The sequence below is a fragment of the Adhaeribacter rhizoryzae genome (genome assembly GCF_008629685.1).
Taxonomy (GTDB): domain Bacteria; phylum Bacteroidota; class Bacteroidia; order Cytophagales; family Hymenobacteraceae; genus Adhaeribacter; species Adhaeribacter rhizoryzae.
This window is the reverse complement of the sequence record NZ_VWSF01000010.1, coordinates 48,572-66,252: the sequence shown is the minus strand read 5'-3', so window position 1 is coordinate 66,252 and position 17,681 is coordinate 48,572. Positions and strand designations below refer to the sequence as shown.

At 42.7% G+C, this 17,681-nt stretch carries 13 protein-coding genes; 2 read left to right on the top strand and 11 right to left on the bottom strand.

Features of this window, described 5'->3' with window-relative positions:
- Window positions 1-8: 8 nt before the first annotated feature.
- The 7 genes from F0145_RS13895 to pseB form a co-directional block, all read right to left on the bottom strand.
- Entirely contained in the window at window positions 9-1,484 is a 1,476-nt protein-coding gene (locus tag F0145_RS13895) for a lipopolysaccharide biosynthesis protein (RefSeq protein WP_150089021.1), read from the bottom strand.
- 96 nt (window positions 1,485-1,580) lie between these two features.
- Window positions 1,581-2,873: a hypothetical protein gene (locus tag F0145_RS13890; protein ID WP_223816060.1), complete on the bottom strand. Its 1,293-nt coding sequence runs from the start codon at window positions 2,871-2,873 to the stop codon at window positions 1,581-1,583.
- Window position 2,874: 1 nt separating this feature from the next.
- On the bottom strand, window positions 2,875-3,915 hold the full coding sequence (gene pseI / locus F0145_RS13885) for a pseudaminic acid synthase (RefSeq protein WP_150089020.1): 1,041 nt from the start codon (window positions 3,913-3,915) through the stop codon (window positions 2,875-2,877).
- Window positions 3,916-3,963: 48 nt separating this feature from the next.
- Window positions 3,964-5,436, bottom strand: coding sequence for a UDP-2,4-diacetamido-2,4,6-trideoxy-beta-L-altropyranose hydrolase (pseG, locus tag F0145_RS13880; protein ID WP_223816059.1), 1,473 nt, complete (start codon window positions 5,434-5,436; stop codon window positions 3,964-3,966).
- Window positions 5,437-5,460: 24 nt separating this feature from the next.
- Window positions 5,461-6,195, bottom strand: coding sequence for a cytidylyltransferase domain-containing protein (locus tag F0145_RS13875; RefSeq protein ID WP_150089018.1), 735 nt, complete (start codon window positions 6,193-6,195; stop codon window positions 5,461-5,463).
- Entirely contained in the window at window positions 6,192-7,373 is a 1,182-nt protein-coding gene (gene pseC, locus F0145_RS13870) for a UDP-4-amino-4,6-dideoxy-N-acetyl-beta-L-altrosamine transaminase (RefSeq protein WP_223816058.1), read from the bottom strand. The genes F0145_RS13875 and pseC overlap by 4 nt, the downstream gene beginning before the upstream one ends.
- 15 nt (window positions 7,374-7,388) lie before the next feature.
- On the bottom strand, window positions 7,389-8,411 hold the full coding sequence (gene pseB / locus F0145_RS13865) for a UDP-N-acetylglucosamine 4,6-dehydratase (inverting) (RefSeq protein WP_150089016.1): 1,023 nt from the start codon (window positions 8,409-8,411) through the stop codon (window positions 7,389-7,391).
- A gap of 135 nt (window positions 8,412-8,546) precedes the next feature.
- Here pseB and F0145_RS13860 point away from each other — a divergent pair, with 135 nt between their 5' ends.
- Window positions 8,547-9,674: a glycosyltransferase family 61 protein gene (locus F0145_RS13860; protein ID WP_150089015.1), complete on the top strand. Its 1,128-nt coding sequence runs from the start codon at window positions 8,547-8,549 to the stop codon at window positions 9,672-9,674.
- Here the strand turns inward: F0145_RS13860 and F0145_RS13855 are convergent.
- Entirely contained in the window at window positions 9,671-10,990 is a 1,320-nt protein-coding gene (locus F0145_RS13855) for a glycosyltransferase family 4 protein (protein ID WP_223816057.1), read from the bottom strand. The genes F0145_RS13860 and F0145_RS13855 overlap by 4 nt on opposite strands.
- A 128-nt stretch (window positions 10,991-11,118) precedes the next feature.
- Between F0145_RS13855 and ffh the strand changes: the two genes are divergently transcribed.
- Window positions 11,119-12,450 carry a signal recognition particle protein gene (gene ffh, locus F0145_RS13850; RefSeq protein WP_150089014.1) on the top strand — a complete coding sequence of 444 codons (1,332 nt, stop codon included), beginning with the start codon at window positions 11,119-11,121 and terminating at the stop codon, window positions 12,448-12,450.
- Window positions 12,451-13,302: 852 nt separating this feature from the next.
- Here the strand turns inward: ffh and F0145_RS13845 are convergent.
- From F0145_RS13845 to F0145_RS13835, 3 genes are all read right to left on the bottom strand, one after another.
- Window positions 13,303-13,776 carry a nucleoside deaminase gene (locus F0145_RS13845; RefSeq protein ID WP_150089013.1) on the bottom strand — a complete coding sequence of 158 codons (474 nt, stop codon included), beginning with the start codon at window positions 13,774-13,776 and terminating at the stop codon, window positions 13,303-13,305.
- 95 nt (window positions 13,777-13,871) lie between these two features.
- A complete protein-coding gene (locus F0145_RS13840) occupies window positions 13,872-16,982 on the bottom strand; it encodes a response regulator (protein ID WP_150089012.1) in 3,111 nt (1,036 codons plus the stop codon).
- Between the two features lie 269 nt (window positions 16,983-17,251).
- On the bottom strand, window positions 17,252-17,674 hold the full coding sequence (locus F0145_RS13835; RefSeq protein WP_150089011.1) for a response regulator: 423 nt from the start codon (window positions 17,672-17,674) through the stop codon (window positions 17,252-17,254).
- Window positions 17,675-17,681: the final 7 nt, after the last annotated feature.

Below are 17,681 nucleotides of genomic sequence, written 5' to 3'. Positions count from 1 at the left end.
CCTGAGCATTATTTAGCTTTCAGCAGCATAGCTTGGAGCTTTTTAGTGAGTTCGGGTGCCAGATTTAAAAGTAATATACCCGTGCCGTAAATGAAGGTAATAAGGGCAGATCTTACCGCAATATCAATGGGGGTATTTACCAAATAAGGTAAGGCTACGCCGGCCAGGTAACTAACAACTGCCAGGGAAATAATTTGCAGGGATGTTTTATCAAATGGCTGCATCCGGAACCATAACCAAACTAATATTAATCTTAATAAATTAATAAGCACGTACGAAAGCATGGTGGCCAAAGCTGCGCCTTCAATGCCGTAAGCCGGTATAAATATTAAGTTGCTGAAAATGGTGAGTACCGATAAAAGAATATTCAAAATTAAATCGGAGCGATACCGTGATGACGTGATTAAAATATGCCCGTTAATGCCGGTGGCTAAATCGAATAGGCGCGCCAAACCCAAAAATAAAATAACGTATCGGCCCTGGCTGTAATCTTTGGGTAGCAAGGCAAACATATTATCAATATTCGCCCAAATGCCAATAAACAGCAAACACCCAATAACCAAGTTCATGCGGGTAACCTGTTTATACAACTTGCCTAGGGCAACAATATTTTCGTTTTTCCAGAAATCAGCAATTTGGGGCAGCGCAATTTTGTACAACGACCGCCCCGGAATTAGAATTACGCTGGCAATGTAAGCGGCGGTGGTATAAATGCCCACATCACTTAAGCCCAGGTAATGCCCAATCATCATGGTATCGATGGAAATAATAATGGTGCTGGAAATATTACCCAGTAAGGCGAACAGTCCGTACCGGACCATTTGTTTTAGCGGCTTTTCTTTTAAGGCTTTTAATTCCGGACGAATAAAAAATTGCCGCAAAAAGGTAATATAAACCAACAGGCACAAAGCCATGGAACAATTTACCACCACAAACAGCAGCAGAAATGCTTCAAATTGGTAAAACCCCCAGGAATACCCCAGAATTATTACGGTGGTTAAAATCCGGAGAAAGAAATCCTGAATAAAAGAGGGTACTACAGTTTTATAGAGCGAGGTAAGATAAGCATTGAATAAATTAAACAGCAGCGTAAATAAACCGAGCGGAATAATATAGTAATAGTAAGTTAGGATTAGCGGAGATTCCTGTAGGTAATAATTAATGATAAAGTCGCGGAAAAGAAAGAACAGGAGGGTTATGGTAAGAAAACCGGCTAAAGGTAATCCCAGAAAAAATATTAGAAAACTGTTGTGCCGATTCGTTTTATCGCGGAAATAAGGAAAAAATTTAACGCCCGCGTTGGCAAAACCTAAAGCCGAAAACTGCGCGTACAATACGGCCATGGTCAGCAGGAGCCGGGTTAGGCCGACTTGTTCTTCATCCAAAATCCAGGGCAATAACAAAACGGTATTAATGTACCCAATTACTACTCCCGCGTAAGAAATAATGGTATTCTGAATTCCCTGACGTTTAATAATGCCCATGCAGAAGCTGGTGAAATAAATTTAGCCGGCGCAAATTTCGCTATTTTCCGGAGAGTTGTGTAAAATTTTATAGCAGCAGAAAGGCTGGCGGTAAGCTTAAACAGTTTTTAACTTATTTAAATGTTCCAGAATATAAGTTGTAGCAAGTTCATGGCTTCTACCTTCGTATTCGGTGCCTAAAACGGCATTGTAATAGCGGGCCCGTTCGTAAACCAAAGGCCGGTGATTTTGATATTTCCGGAGCAGATTTATTAGTTGGTTGGCATCCTTTACTTCTTCTACCAGGCCGTTTTGCGCATACCCGTAATAATCCGGAATAAATTCGGTGGTGTTGAAGCGGTAATAGAAGCAAAGAATATTAAGCATGGTGGCTTCCAGGTGAATAGAAGAATCAGCTGCAATTAGGGCATCTTGCTGTTTCAGAAAATCGAAAGCCTGTTCTTTTTTGCCATCCGAAAAGCGAATGTTGGCCCCAAATTCCTTTACGAAATTAAAATTTCTTTTATCGCCGGGGTGCGGCCGCAGGGTAAATATTATATCGGGTAACGCCTGGAATAAAGCTTCTAGTAGCGCTTTTATCGGCTGGATTTCATCAATAATATTAGCAGCAATACCAACCCTTCGGATGGTTGTGCTTAAGTTCTTTTGTGTTAAATATTTATCGGCTTTGGGCATACCAATCAGTTTAACTTCGCCGGTTACGGGGCCGCACTGCTGGTATTTATCCAGGGCATCCTGGCCTTCGAGTAAGCTTAAGCTAAACTGCAAAGGCGGGAAGCTGGTACTGACACTCGCATGCTGGATATAGACTGTAGGAATGTTTAATTTATTAGCGGCAAGCAGCAGCGCCCGGGGATCGGTGTTGTGGTCGTTGGCGAATATAATGGCAGCAGGTTTATATTTTTGCAGGTACCGGATCGATAATTCGTAATAACCCGTTGCCACATAAATTAAATCGAAAAACCTCAAGGCTCTTTTGCCTTTTAAGCGGTACAAACCCCAGTTCAATGGCAGAAATTTGTAATAATACAAAAACTTAAAACGGGTAGAAAGGCGGTTAACCTTTTGGTTGTAAATGCCAATTTCTTTGTTCTGGCCAGCTACAAAAACGCTGTCCGGTAGCTTATTCTGTAAAAAATGCAGCGATTCGTAATTGTTTTTACTTACTACATACAGCCATATTTTTCCTTTAATATTTTCGGGCTTCCGGACCGGCAAAAAAATATTTAAGAACAAGCGCCCGCCGGTATATAAAATAATAAAGCGCAACCGCCCCAGAACAGAATTGGGCGAAATAGCCTGGAGCGTAGCCGGAGGCAATTTGGCAAAAGCATCGGTGAAACGCAGGTGCAAAATGTTTGCGTAAACTTTTACCAGCTTCCGAAACATACTAAAGCAACTCCCAGGTTAAGGGTGTGCCGGCTTTCAGGTCAGTTTTGGCTACTTTACCCAATATTTGCTCGTAATATTTAGGAGCCAGGCCGTTACCCGGCCGAATTACCCGCAGGTTATTTTTTGTAAAGCTTTCGCCGGCTTTTATATCCGCCGCCACATAAACCGATCTTTTAAATAAGCTACTTTTCTGCTCGGCTTTTTGTACCCCGTACTGAATTTTTCCTAAAGCCAGGTGTGCCCGTTCGGCTTCAGTTACGAGTAGTTGCAATTCGTGCGGTTCTAAAGAAAAAGCGGCATCTACGCCACCTTTGGCCCGGCTTAAAGTAAAATGCTTTTCAATTACACAAGCACCCAAGGCAACAGCCGCTACCGAAGCACCTACGCCCATGGTATGATCCGATAACCCGACCGGGCAGTTGAACAGTTGCGCCAGGTGCGGAATGGTGCGCAGGTTGGTATTTTCGGGCGAAGCCGGGTACGTGCTGGTGCATTTCAATAATATTAGTTGCTGGCAACCATATTCCCGCAGCGTTCTCACGCCTTCGTCAATATCCGCCAGGGTAGCTACGCCCGTCGACATAATTACAGGTTTACCGGTAGCGGCTACCTTCTTCAACAAAGGCAAATCGGTATTTTCGAAAGAAGCAATTTTATAGCAAGGCACCGCCAGGCTTTCCAGAAAATCAACGGCCGATTCGTCGAAAGGCGAGCTAAACGCCACCATTCCTTTTTGGGTAGCGCGTTCAAATATAGCCTGATGCCATTCCCAGGGAGTATAAGCCTCTTTATATAAGTCATACAGTTCCCGGCCCTGCCACAAAGAACCTTCGTCCTGAATGGTGTAAGCACCGGCAATGGTCATGGTATCGGGGGTGTAAGTTTGGAGCTTTAACGCGTGTGCGCCGGCTTTTGCTGCCGCATCCACAATAGCCAAAGCTTTTTCCAGCGATTGGTTGTGGTTGCCCGACATTTCGGCAATAATAAATGGCGGCTGGCCTGCACCAACCTGGTAAGGACCAATATTTATAATATTCATGAACTAAATTCCTGGGTATATACTTTCCGGAGGCAAAACAAAATTAAGCTAATTTAATTCTTTCGCAAAAACCAGGCTATGGGGTTCCACCGGCGGAATAATATTGGTTTTGGTAAAGCCGGCTTTCTGGAAGGAAACAACCGAAGCAATATTAGATTGCTGAACATGCCCGATTACCCGCGCTATATCTGGCTGCAGTTGTTGCAATTGAACCACACCGGCCGTTAGCACCCACGCACCAAAGCCTTTGCCCCGGAAATTTTTATCTAATAAATAACTAATGGTCGCCTGATTTTCTTTTATATCAAACCGAATCATGCCGGCGGGTACGTTCTCAAACGTAGCTATTAAAATTAAGCAATCCGGATCAGTTAATTTATGATGAAACCAGCGCTGGTGAATTTCTAATGGAATAGGAGCGGGGTTAAAAGAATGTTGCCGAACCGCCGGATCGTTGGCCCACTCGAATAATTGCTGCATATCATTTTCCTCAGCAGGTCTTAATTGCAGAAAATCGCCCAACGTTAAATCCGAAAATATTCGTTTTAACCTTAATTTGCTTTTGCCATCAAAATATTGTCGTTGTTGCTTTATTTGCTGCGCTATTATTTCGTTTTGGTCTGGGTGAAGCAATATTTGGTTTAGTTGGTTCAACGGAAAAGCTAAACCGTTTTGCGTTAAAAAAGCCGCTAAATCTTTTTGGTTATCGGCTATTTGGTGCACCAACAGGAGCCCCGAAACCGAGCACCACTCGTAGGCCACCGAACTGGGCGGCAGAATAGCAGCATCGCAGTTTTGCATTAATTCGCACATGGCTTCGGCATCCAGGCTTTGATAAACCGTAATATTCGAATTTTGCCGGGCATATTCCAGTAATTGCTTATAATACCGGTAAGCCGACCCAACTACTACCTGGATATTTATTTCTTTTAAGTTTATCAGCGCTGCTTGCAGCAGGTGCATGGTTTGGTTATCGGGATCGGCACCGCCCATGTTTAAAAGAATATTTTTTATTGCTGAAATTTGCCGGGTTTGGGTAGCAGCTTCTAAAAAGGGTGGCCGCAACAAGGCGTAAGCCGGACCTAAGAAAAATTGGGTGTTTATATCTGCCTGATAATGGTTTGGGGTAACGCCGCCGGCCTGGTTAATCAGGGCATCGGCCAGGAACGGAAAAGCATGAATATCATCGAGGCAAACAATTTTGTTTTCCTTGCTTTTTAATATTTGCTGGTATTTGGTACCGAAAACGTAGCCATCTAGCACTATAATATCGAAGGGTTGTACCAGCTTTACCAGTTCTTTGGCTTCCTGCTCGTAATTTAGGGTAGCAGGCAGTTGGATAACGCTTATCCCGGCTTTTTCCAGGGTAGTTAAAAAATCGGGATTGGGTTCTTGGGTCGCAAAAACGCACGTAAAATCTTCCTGTAACATCGTGGCCAAGGCCAAAGAGCGGGTCAGGTGCCCTAAACCAATGCGGGCATTGCCATCGGCCCGAAAAATAATACGCTTATGTTGTTTCAAATGCAAGTAGTAGAAATTAAAACCCTATACCTTTTTTTGCTCCACCGCGGCATTAATACGAACCAGTTCCGGGTGCGCATCTAATAACGCAATTATTTCATTTGCTGATAATTGGTGTGCCTTATATTGCTGTATTAAAATCCGAATAAGCGCAAAATCTTCGGGTGTATCCAGCGTAATCCGGTATTGGCTTTTGTCTTCGGGTTGAGTAAAATGACTAAAATGGACTTGCCCGGATTTATTCTGATTTATATAGGGCGTAACATGTTCGAGGTCGGAGGTAATATTTGCTTTTAAATAAGCTTCTTCCAGCAGCGCAAAGGAAAATATTTCGAAATCGAAGCCGCGCGGATAAGTGCGAACCAGGCAATTAGATAAATATAATTGTTTATCCGGGGTTTGTAAATATTCCTGAACGGCGGCTGCAATTAAGTTGCCATCTATCAAGGGGCAATCGGAAGTAACCCGAACGATTACGTCTAAATTGTTTTGCTTCGCGCATTCGTAATAACGGCTGAGCACATTTTGTTCATCGCCCCGGTAAAAAGGAATTTGGTGGGCCTGGGCAAAACCAACCAGCGGGTCGTCGGAGTGATTGGTAGTAGTGGCGATGAAAATGGGTAAATTGCTTTGTTGCAACCGATCCAGGTGGTATTGCAATATTGGTTTGCTGCCCAGGAAAAGCAATACTTTACCCGGCAGGCGGGTACTGGTCATGCGGGCCTGGGTAATAATACCAATATTTAACAGGTTACTCATTGGTTTAAATATGCCAACACTTTAGCAATTACAAAATCCTGTTCTTCCGGTTGCAAAGTCGGGAACATAGGTAAACTGAGGCATTTTTCGTAATAATGTTCCGCCATCGGAAAATCACCTTTTTTAAAACCTAAGCTTTGGTAATAAGGCATGGTGTGCACCGGAATATAATGCACCTGCGCGTGTATCTGGTTAGCTTTTAAGTAATCGTATAAACCCTTGCGGTCTTCTACCAGAATAACGTACAAGTGATAAGCATGAAATATTTCTTTCTCCGGCTCAGAATTACGATAAACGGCTGGGTTTAATATTTTAAGTTGAGGGTGAGAAGCAAAGGCTTCGTCGTATTTTCGGGCAATTTCCTGCCGGCGTTTTAAACCCCCATCGGCTCTTTTTAACTGCGAAATGCCTAAAGCCGTCAGCATATCGGGCATGCGGTAATTATAGCCGAGTTCCTGCATTTCGTAGTACCAGCCGCCGTGGTTTTCGTGCAGTTGTGCTAGATTTTTGGTAATGCCGTGGGTACGCAACAATAATAACTGCTCGTATAAATCTGGTCGGTTGGTGGTTATCATGCCGCCTTCGCCGGTAGCAATATGTTTTACCGGGTGAAACGAAAAAATAGCCAAATCGGCAAATTGGCCGTTACCGCATTGCTGCGCCTGGGCATTTGCATCCACGAAATAGCCGCCCGGTGCGTGGCAGGCATCTTCAATTATCCATAAGTTGTGCTCGTCCGCCAAGGCCCGGAATGCTTCCAAATCTACCGGGTAGCCGGCAAAATCAACCGGAATTATTCCGGAAAAATAACCGGCTGGTTTACTTTCTATTAAGGTTTTTACCTTTTGAATATCCAGCAAGGCCGTTTCGGGATCGACATCCGCAAAATATACTTCGCCGCCGGCGTATAAAATACAGTTAGCCGAAGCCGCAAAAGTAATGGGAGTAGTAATAACCCGCGTACCTGCTTTAACACCCAAAGCCAGCGCACAAAGATGTAAGGCAGCCGTGCCATTGGCTACAGATACGGCATAATGGGCGCCAATATAGGCGGCAAAGGCTTTTTCAAATTCCGCAACTTTTGGCCCCTGGGTCAGGAAATCAGATTGCAAGGTTTCAACTACGGCTTTTATATCTTCGTCGGTAATGTGCTGTCGGCCGTAAGGGATTGGCTTCATCTTAATTCTTAAGCTTTATACCGAAAAGTTAGGATCAACGTGCAGCCGGATTAACTCCCGTAATTCTGCCGCATTCAGCCATTCTTTATTCGTGAGCGAATTATACTTGAAGCCGGGTTCTACCATTTGCCCGTTAAAAGCTTTCATAAATTCTTCGGCTGTCCATTTATTAGGCGTGGCCGGCAAAATCACAAAATATTTTTTTAACTCAACGGTGCTATAAGAGTCAGTTTCGGTAATCATTTCTTCGTGCAGCTTTTCCCCCGGACGAATACCTACCATCTCTAATCGGGCATTCGGCGCAATGGCTTCGGCTAAATCGGTTATTTTAAAAGAAGGAATTTTCGGCACAAATATTTCGCCGCCCCAGGCATGTTGTAAAGCATGTAAAACCAAGTCAACGCCTTCTTCCAACGAAATATTAAAGCGGGTCATATCGGGATGGGTAATAGGCAGCACTCCTTCGTGCCGTTTATTCAGGAAAAAAGGAACCACCGAACCCCGGGAGCCAATTACGTTGCCGTAGCGCACCACCGAAAAAGCCAGCTCGCGGCTTCCTTTCATGTTGTTGGCCGCTACAAATAATTTATCGGAGCAGAGTTTGGTGGCACCGTACAGGTTTATGGGAGCTGCCGCTTTATCCGTAGATAAGGCCACAACTTTTTTTACGCCGCAGTCTAGGGCGGCATTAATTACGTTTTCGGCCCCAAAAATATTGGTTTTAATGCACTCCATAGGGTTGTATTCGGCGGCCGGTACTTGTTTTAAAGCGGCGGCGTGCACAATTACATCAATATTTTCGCAGGCCCGGCGCAGACGTTCGCCATCGCGCACATCGCCAATAAAATACCGGATTGCTTTGTATTTTGCCGGCGAAAATTGCTGTGCCATTTCAAATTGCTTCAGCTCATCGCGCGAATAAATTACCAGGCGTTTTACATTCGGGTATTGTTCCAGAATGGTGCGCACAAATCTTTTGCCGAACGAACCAGTACCACCGGTAACCAGAATAGAAGTATTATTTAGATCTAAATCCATTATTTAATATTTGAAACGGCTGCTTTTTATTTAAAATTATAACAGTACAACCAATTTTTAACGGGCGGCAAGTTACATATTTTCTAGCAGTACTTTTGCAAGGCATAAATACCAAACTGTATATTTACGCTCACCATGCGGTTAAAAATTATTTACCAGAAACTCAGTAGCTGGCTTAATTATTATTATTCGTTTACCTCGGTGTACCAGCACCCGCAAAAAAAGGTAATGCAGCCGGGCTATTGGGTGGAATTCAGCCAGCCGGAAAAAGAATTTCTGAATATTTGTGCCGCTTCGTTTGGTTACGAAGTAGATTATGCGCGCGGTTACCGGCAAAAGGAAATTGCGGTTATTACCCTTAAAGACGTAATTTTTCTGGGTAACTCCGGGGCTTTAATCTGGCAAAATAAAGTAATAAAAGAATCAGTTTTCGATCAGCTACGCTTAACCAAATCGCCGGCGTTCCGGAGCCCGGCTTATATGCTGCCGCAAAATAAAAGCGGCCAGTTTACTTCGCTCATGCATTTGCCCTGGGCCGAAACGAGTAACTACCATTGGTTTTTAGATTGTTTGCCCCGTTTGTATGCAATTTTACAAAACCTAAAAGAACCAACTACCTTAATTATTCCGGCCAACATGCCGGCTTTTCAACTGGAAACATTAAATTTTTTATTACTGCATAACTCATTGTTGTCGCTTCAGATCATCTCTAAAAATCAGAAGTGGCAAGTACCAACTTTTATTTTGCCAACGTTCATCAGCAATCATTACAGCGGCTTTTTACCGCCGGCTATTTCGGATTTTATGCGGAATGGCATCTGGCAAGGCAATGGCGTAAAAGACGAGCCGGTAAAAGGCCGGATTTATATTAGCCGGGCGAAAGCATCTAAAAGAAGATTGCTGCAGGAAGAAGCTGTTTTAGAAATATTAAAAGCCCATAATTTTAAAATTGTTTACGCCGAAGCGTTAACGTACGCTCAACAGGTGCAACTTTTCTATAATGCCGAAATAATAGTAGGGGCGCACGGGGCCGGGTTAACCAATATTTTATTTAGTAAGCAGGCCCAGCTTATTGAACTACACCCCGCCAACCAGGTACGATCGCATTATTTTATGGTTTGCAAAGCTTTGGGTTTTAATTACCATTATTTGCTGGGAAGTAACAGCAACGCCAGCCAAGATTTTAGTATAAATCCGGCAGCTTTAAAAATATTGCTGCAAACATTACTAGAAAATACTAAACCAGGCTTACCTGAAGTTTAATCGCGAATAATTTTAGCTAAGTCTCCGGTGAGGTTAAGCCGCGAGTAGCGCTTGTAATTAACAAAGGGCAAATCCAGGTTGTGGTTAATTTTCCAGGCGTGGCTTAACTGGTCCAGGTGATCGAATATTAAATCGAAAGCGGCGTAATGAAAAACCCGTCCGGCGCCGCATTCATCTATGATATGGTCGGCATCGCTGTGGATGGGGCCAATGCATATAATGGGTTTGTTGGCAGCTAAGTATTCAAACAGTTTGCCGGGTAAAATGCAGTAATTATTTTCTACATCCGGAATTCCCATTAGCAAAATAGTAGAGGAAAGTAAATATTTAACCGATTCGGAGTGCGGAACAAACGATATTAAATGGGTAAGGTGCTGCAAGCCGGCATCTTCTATTTGTTCCTTTACTTCACTGGATATTTTACCAACAAAGCGCAACTGAAAAGGAATATCCGGGTGCACGGTCGTAAGTTTCGCGAGGGCTTTCAGAAATGCTTCTATGTTGTAAATATCGGTAATGGTGCCGGTATACGTTATAACAAAAGCATCCTGGGGCGGTGCCGAAGGCTCAGTAAAATCTTCTTCGTCGTAGCCGTTAGGAATTACACTAATTTTAGTGCTTTCAATTTCCGGTGCTTTTGCCAGGAACAACCGTTTGGTATCGGTGCTGGTAACCAGCAAAGCATTTGCTTTCTGAATAACCGAACGTTCGTAATTTTCGTCGATTTTCCGGGCTATGGCTGTATGTTGTAAATCTTTGTAATAATAAATATCGGTCCAGGGGTCGCGCAAATCGGCAATCCATTTTACTTTAAATTTCTGCTGAAGTTCCAGGCCAATGAGTTGGGTAGAGTGGGGCGGGCTGGTGGTAATAATAGCCGCAAATTTTTCTTTGGTTAATAATTCTGCGCAGGCTTTTATGGCAAATTTATTCCAGCCCACCCGGGCATCCGGTATAAATAAATTGCCACGCAAAAATTTGAAAAACTTTTGCACCACGCTGCCTTTTTGCTCATTGGCAAAACCGCCGTACGGTATTTCTTTTTTACCGGTTATCTTTTTATAATATTCAAATGGCTCGTTCGTAGAAGTGCGAATCACCCGGATTCCTTCCGGAATATCAGCGGCCAGGCTTTGGTCGAGCACCGGGTAAGAAGCTTCTTTTTCCGATACCGTTACTACTGTAGGAATAATATTATAAGCCGGCAGGTGCTTTACAAATTTTAGGCAACGCTGCACGCCGGCGCCACCCGAAGGGGGCCAGTAATACGTAATAAACAGAACTTGTAGTTTTTCGTTATCGGGAACAGCAGCCAAGCCAGAATAATTAATTTGTTAATAAAATATTGAATAAACAGGTGGTGAATATACGTAGCTTTTAATAAAATAATCCTGGGTTTCCTAAAATTTGCGTATTTTTGTATCTCTTTAGCCATTGAAAATATATGTTTGATAATTTAAGTAATAAATTAGACAGAGCGTTTAAAACCCTGAAGGGTCAGGGCAGTATCACCGAAATTAACGTAGCCCAAACCATAAAAGAGGTGCGGCGCGCCCTGGTAGATGCCGACGTAAACTACAAAGTGGCCAAAACGGTTACGGACAAGATTAAGGACGAAGCCATGGGCCGCGATGTGCTAATCGCTGTTTCGCCGGGCCAGTTAATGGTTAAAATTGTGCACGAAGAGCTTACCCAATTAATGGGTGGCGAGAAACAAGATATTGTTTTAAAAGGTGACCCCGCCGTTATTTTAATTGCAGGTTTACAAGGTTCGGGTAAAACCACCTTTACCGGTAAGCTGGCTAATTTCCTAAAAAAACAAAATCGCAATGTTTTAATAGCAGCTTGCGACGTTTACCGTCCGGCGGCAATTGACCAGGTAAAAGTTTTAGCGGAACAAGTTGGCGTAGAGGTTTACAGCGAAACGGATAATAAAAACCCGGTACAGATTGCGCAAAATGCTATTGAATTTGCCAAACGCAATAATAAAAAAGTAGTAATTATTGATACCGCCGGCCGTTTAGCGGTAGATGAGGCCATGATGCGCGAGATTGCTGAAATTAAAAACGCCATCAAACCCACCGAAACTTTGTTTGTGGTTGACTCCATGACCGGGCAGGATGCGGTAAATACAGCTAAAACCTTTAACGAGCGTATTAATTTCGACGGGGTAGTACTCACTAAACTCGATGGCGATAGCCGGGGTGGCGCCGCGCTTTCTATCAGAGCCGTTGTAGAAAAACCCATTAAGTTTATTAGCACCGGTGAAAAAATGGAAGCCCTCGACCTGTTCTATCCTGACCGGATGGCCCAGCGTATTTTGGGTATGGGTGACGTAATTTCGTTGGTAGAGCGGGCTCAGCAGAGTTTCGACGAAGAAGAAGCGCGCCGCATTAACCAGAAAATCCGCAAAAACCAGTTCAACTTCGACGACTTTTTATCGCAGCTAGAGCAAATAAAGAAAATGGGCGATATTAAAGACTTGGTAAGCATGATACCAGGCGTTGGTAAAGCCATGAAAGATGTGGAAATAGATGAAAATGCCTTTAAGCCAATTGAAGCCATTATAAAATCGATGACCAAAGAAGAGCGGGCGAACCCCGATATTATTAGCGGTAGCCGCCGTAACCGGATTGCCAAAGGCAGCGGTACCACTATTCAGCAGGTAAATAACCTTATGAAGCAGTTTAACGACATGCGCAAAATGATGAAAAATATGAATAAGCTTACTGGTAAAGGAGGCGCTTTATCTAAAATGAAATCGTTTGGCCGGTAATTGATTTATTAATTTCAATTATTATAAAAGGGCAGTTATCAGATTCTGGTAACTGCCCTTTTTTATTTTTAGTAATTGGATTAGAGTAAAGCTTTTTATTATAGCCTTATCGAATTGAAATTATAACTTAACTACTTGATTAATATTTTCTAAGTAATCCTCACCCAACTCGGTCAGTCAGACGAAATCTTATTATACCGATTCCTATAATCATTATTCCAGAGGAAGGCTGAACAGGTATTATTTTTAAGTATAGGTTCTTTGTAGTCTTTTCAGGCTGCTTTGGTATGCTGCGGTACTTTTCGGTCTTTTCGCTTTTGCAAGTGCGGCTTTTCTTCTGGAGTAAATTAACCCTTCCGCCCTTCGGGCACCTTCCCTAAATTAGGGAAGGAACTCGGCCGAACCGTATTGTTGCGGATTTGCTTTGTTGAGCTGGCTTGCTAATTGATTTTTAATGATGATTAAGGCTTAGAAAGGCCGTAGCTACGAAGCAGACTACAGCAGTTTGGGCGATGAGGGCCTTCTAAGGTTGTGGTGCTTTAGCATTCCGACGATAGGAGGGAAACAAGCTTAGACAGCCCGAGTGGCCAAACGGGGCCTAGCGGCCGGGAGCAAACTTAGGCTTCTAAATATTAGTTAGCACTAAGTCATTGAAAGATGGAATCTTTCAAAAGATAAACAGAAAATCAAGCTATACATGGAATATCGTTAAGGAGCATTAATATAATTGCTGGTTTCCAACTTCCTGCTAGTTGCAAATTAGCCAATATTTTAGGTAAAAGTTACCGCTGCGCTCAATACAGAACCAGCTAAAGAAATAAATTCTCCTTCGCCTAAAGGCCAAATAAAAATTTAATATTCGCGCCGGTCCATTTTCTTTTGCCACTCCTGAAAAGCAACCTGGGCTTCTTGGCGAAGCATTTGCTGCATAGGAATAGAGCGTTGGGTGAGCGGGATGGCTATTTCGTCGTAAATAAATTGGTCGTCGAAGCCGGCTGTGGCAGCATCTTGCTTGGTGTTGGCAAAATATACCTGGCGGGGCCGGGCCCAGTAAATAGCGCCCAAACACATGGGGCACGGCTCGCAACTGGTATATAAATCACAATCGGTGAGCTGGTAGGTGCCTAAAACGGCACACGCTTTCCGGATAGCATCTACTTCGGCGTGCGCGGTTGGGTCGTTAGAAGAAAGTACGTTGTTAAAACCCCGGGCAATAATAACGCCGTTTTGCACGACTACTGCCCCAAAAGGGCCGCCTAAACCTTCTTTCATTTTATCAACAGAAAGCTGAATAGCCGCGCGCATAAAGGCTTCTTTGTTTTCCATACCACGTGTAATACTAATAATGAGAATATTTATTCAGAACAGGCTTAATGAATAAAGGTTATCAACTTTATTTATTCTTCCTTTACAAGAATAATTTATGGCGTTTTTAATTCTAGTTTTAATTCGGCGGCGGCTTTTTCGAATATAACTTTGGCCCGCAAAATCATGGGCAGAATTAAATGCCTTTGGGTAGGCAATAACGCGTACTTCTGAATATCCTGGCAAATGGTTTCCAGCTCTTTATTGCCAATTAATACTACCGACGATTTCATTTTGTGCGCCAACGCTTTTGCGTCGGGCCATTTTTCTTCTTTGGCCAGGTTTAAAAGTTGCTCTAAATTACCAGGTGTCTGCTGAATAAACATGCTACAAATATCCTGAACAAAATTATTATCGCCGTTAGCCATTTCTTTTAAGAAATCCAGGTTAATATATTGCTGGCTACTTGCTTCTGGTGTTAGGGCAGGGAACTTTGGCTTAAAATCTGGATTACGGTGCAACAGGGCGGCAATTTCCTGCAACAGATTATCAGATTTAAACGGTTTTAACACGTAAGCATCGGCACCGGCCTGTAAGCATTTTTGAATTTCGTTTTGCGAAGCGTGCGCCGTTAAAGCTATTATAGGCACTTTGCAGGCGGCGGTCTTACTTTTTCGGATATAATCTATGGCCTCAAATCCATCCATCTCGGGCATTTGCATGTCCATCAGAATTAAATCGTAGGCGTTCTGATTAAACAATTCTAAGGCTTGTAAACCATTTTCGGCAACATCTAACGCAAAGCCCCAGTCGCCGACTACTTTTTTAACTAATATTTGGTTTATCTCGTTGTCTTCGGCCAGCAACAAACGGAGTGCGCCTAATTCGGCGCTCAGGTAAGCAGGTGCTTCGGGTTTGGTTTGTGGCGGTTGCGCCGTTCTGGCCTCGGTTTTTTTAAAAGGCAATTTAAACCGAAATGTACTGCCCTGGCCAAGGTTACTCTGCACTTCAATTGAACCGCCCTGTAACTCTACAAATTGCTTAGAAATAGTTAAGCCCAAACCCGTGCCGCCGTATTTGCGGCTGGTATCGTTGCTGGCCTGGGTAAAACTTTCGAAAATTGAAATTAGTTTGTCTTCGGGTATACCAATGCCGCTATCCTGCACCGTAAACTGGAGCCAGGTAGTATGTTCATTTTCTTCGTATAATTCGGCCGAAAGGTTAATTTGACCGCCTTCGGTAAATTTTACGGCATTACTTAGTAAATTATTAATAACCTGGGTTAACTTACCCGGATCGCCTTTTACATTAGCGGGTACATTGGCCAGAATATTAACGTTAATTTTATTGTTTTTTTGCTGCGCACTGGCCTCAAAAAGCTGGACACTTTCGCGTAATAATTCTTTGGGATTAAAATCGGTTTCTTCAAAATCAATCTTACCCGCGTCTATTTTAGAGAAATCCAGAATATCGTTTATAATCACCAGCAGTTTATCGGCCGATGCCTGAATGGCCTGCAAGAAGCTTTTTTGTTCTTCGTCGTGTACCATTTTGAGTAACACGCCGGTCAGGCCAATAATGCCGTTCATGGGCGTCCGGATTTCGTGGCTCATATTGGCCAGAAACAGCTCTTTTACCTTTACCGATTTTTCGGCTACCAGTTTGGCTTTGGTTAATTCTTTCTCAAAATGAATTCTATCGGTAATATCCTGGGCCGTTACAATAATATATTCTTCTTTGTCGGTTTCCTGGTACAAAACATTCCGGAAAAGCAAATAATGTCGACTGTTGTTTTGCCGGTTATAAAACGGAAATAAACCGCTGGCATGTTTGTTTTCCTGTATATGCTGGAGGTAGGTATTAAATTGCTTTACCTGCTGCCCTTCCATAAATTCGGCGAGGCTGCGGCCGAGCAGGTCAGTTGGAAATACACCTAAAATATTGGCACCAGCTTTATTAATCGATAAAATACTGCCGTCCAGGCGATGCGTACAAATAAAACTTTGGGCATTTTCGAATAAGGTGCTTAACAGTTTTTCGCGGGACGATAATGCTTCTTCAATTTTTTTGCGCTGGGTTATATCGGTAAAAGTGCCCAAAGAGCCAATTACCTGACCATCGGGGTTTAATAAAGGATTTACACCTACCAGAAAATGAATAATTTGCCCGTCTTTGCGCGCAAACTGAATTTCGTACTGATCCGAAATATTCTGTTTACGCAGGGTATTTTTTTCATCAATAATTTTTTTGTTTTGCTCATCCGGCGTAAAAATATATATAGAACTGCCCACAACTTCTTCTTTGGCGTAGCCCATTAATTCGCAAAAGCGCTGATTAGCAAATAATATATTTTGTTCATTATCAACGTGAACCACGCCCTCGTTCATGGTTTCGATGAGCATGCGGTAGCGCTCTTCGCTTTCTTGTAAAGCTTTTTGGGTACTTATCCGGTCCGATATATCTTGCACCGTACCCACCATGCCGGTAGTTTCGCCGTGCTCGTTTATAACCGGCGTACCATAAGAAGCAATATATTTTGTAACACCACTGGGCGTAATTATCCTAAAATCGAGCTGGTATGGTGTTTTGGTTTCTAAAGACTTGGTAAATACCAATTTTCGAAGTTCCTGATCGCTGGGATGCACAATCTTTAGGTAATCGTCGTAGTCTGGTTCTGTTTGTTCCGGTAATTCAAAAATATTAAATATTTCTTCGGACCAGATAACTTTATTTGTTTTCAGATTATATTCCCAGTGCCCTAGCTTTGCTAGTCGTTGCGCTTCTTTCAGGCGGTTTTTGCTTTGGAGCAAGGCTGCTTCGGCGGCTTTTCTTTCGCGTTCAATGTCGGCTAATTTAATGGCCGTGCGTAAACTATACGAGATGCCCTCGGGCGTTAACATATTTTTAGAAATATATTCCGAGGCGCCGCTTTTAATAGCATCTACGGCTACCCGCTCATCGCCGTGTGAGGTTACAATAATAACCGGCGTATCTATTTCCTTCGCGCGTATTTCGCGGAGTAAGTTTACGCCATTGGTATCGGGCAGGAGGTAATCTATAAAAATGCAGTCGTAAGTTTTTTCCTTAAGTAAAGACAAACCCTGGTTGCCTTTGCCGGCCATATCAATCAGGCAATTAATATTAGCCTTGGCTAAAGATCGCTGAATGGTCAGGCGGTCTACCAGGTCATCGTCAATAATAAGTAGTTTAATTTCACTTGCCGGCATTTGAGAGAATACGAAAAATTCAGATGAAGTAAATAAATTGAATAAAGTTTAGAAAGTTGTATTGTTAAGATAAACAACTTTTAACGAAAAACCTTATCAATCTTAAAATTTAATCTGTTTTGAATTAAGTTGCTGTAACTTTAATTGAACTACAAATATAAATATTTTGCTGTTATGCTTTGCTGCCAACCAATTTATTTAAAATAGTAACAGCGTAAACAAAGAAGCTCACTTACCTGGTAGCTTATGCTATTAACTATTTTTAAATTTTACATAGATGGTCTTTCGCAGAGTTTCCAGTAGCTGTTAAGCGTTGACATAGACTGAATAAATTTCTCGAAAGATAAAGGTTTTAGAATATAACCGGCTACATTCAGGTTATAGGCATTAATTTTGTCGCTGTCTTCGTTAGAGGTAGTCATTACAAAAACGCTGATTCGCTTCAGTTTTTCGTCGGAGCGTACTTCCTGCAAAAATTCGAGGCCGTTCATTTTAGGCATGTTAATATCTAAAATAATCACATGCGGCTTCGGAATTTTATCGGCTTGCAACATTTCTAAAGCTTCTAAGCCATTACGCGCTATAAACAACGGATTATTAATATTGTTCTTACGAAAGGCGCGCTGCACATTCATAATATCTACTTCGTCGTCTTCTACAAGTAAAATATTTATTAAATTTTCTTCGGTCATGAGGTAA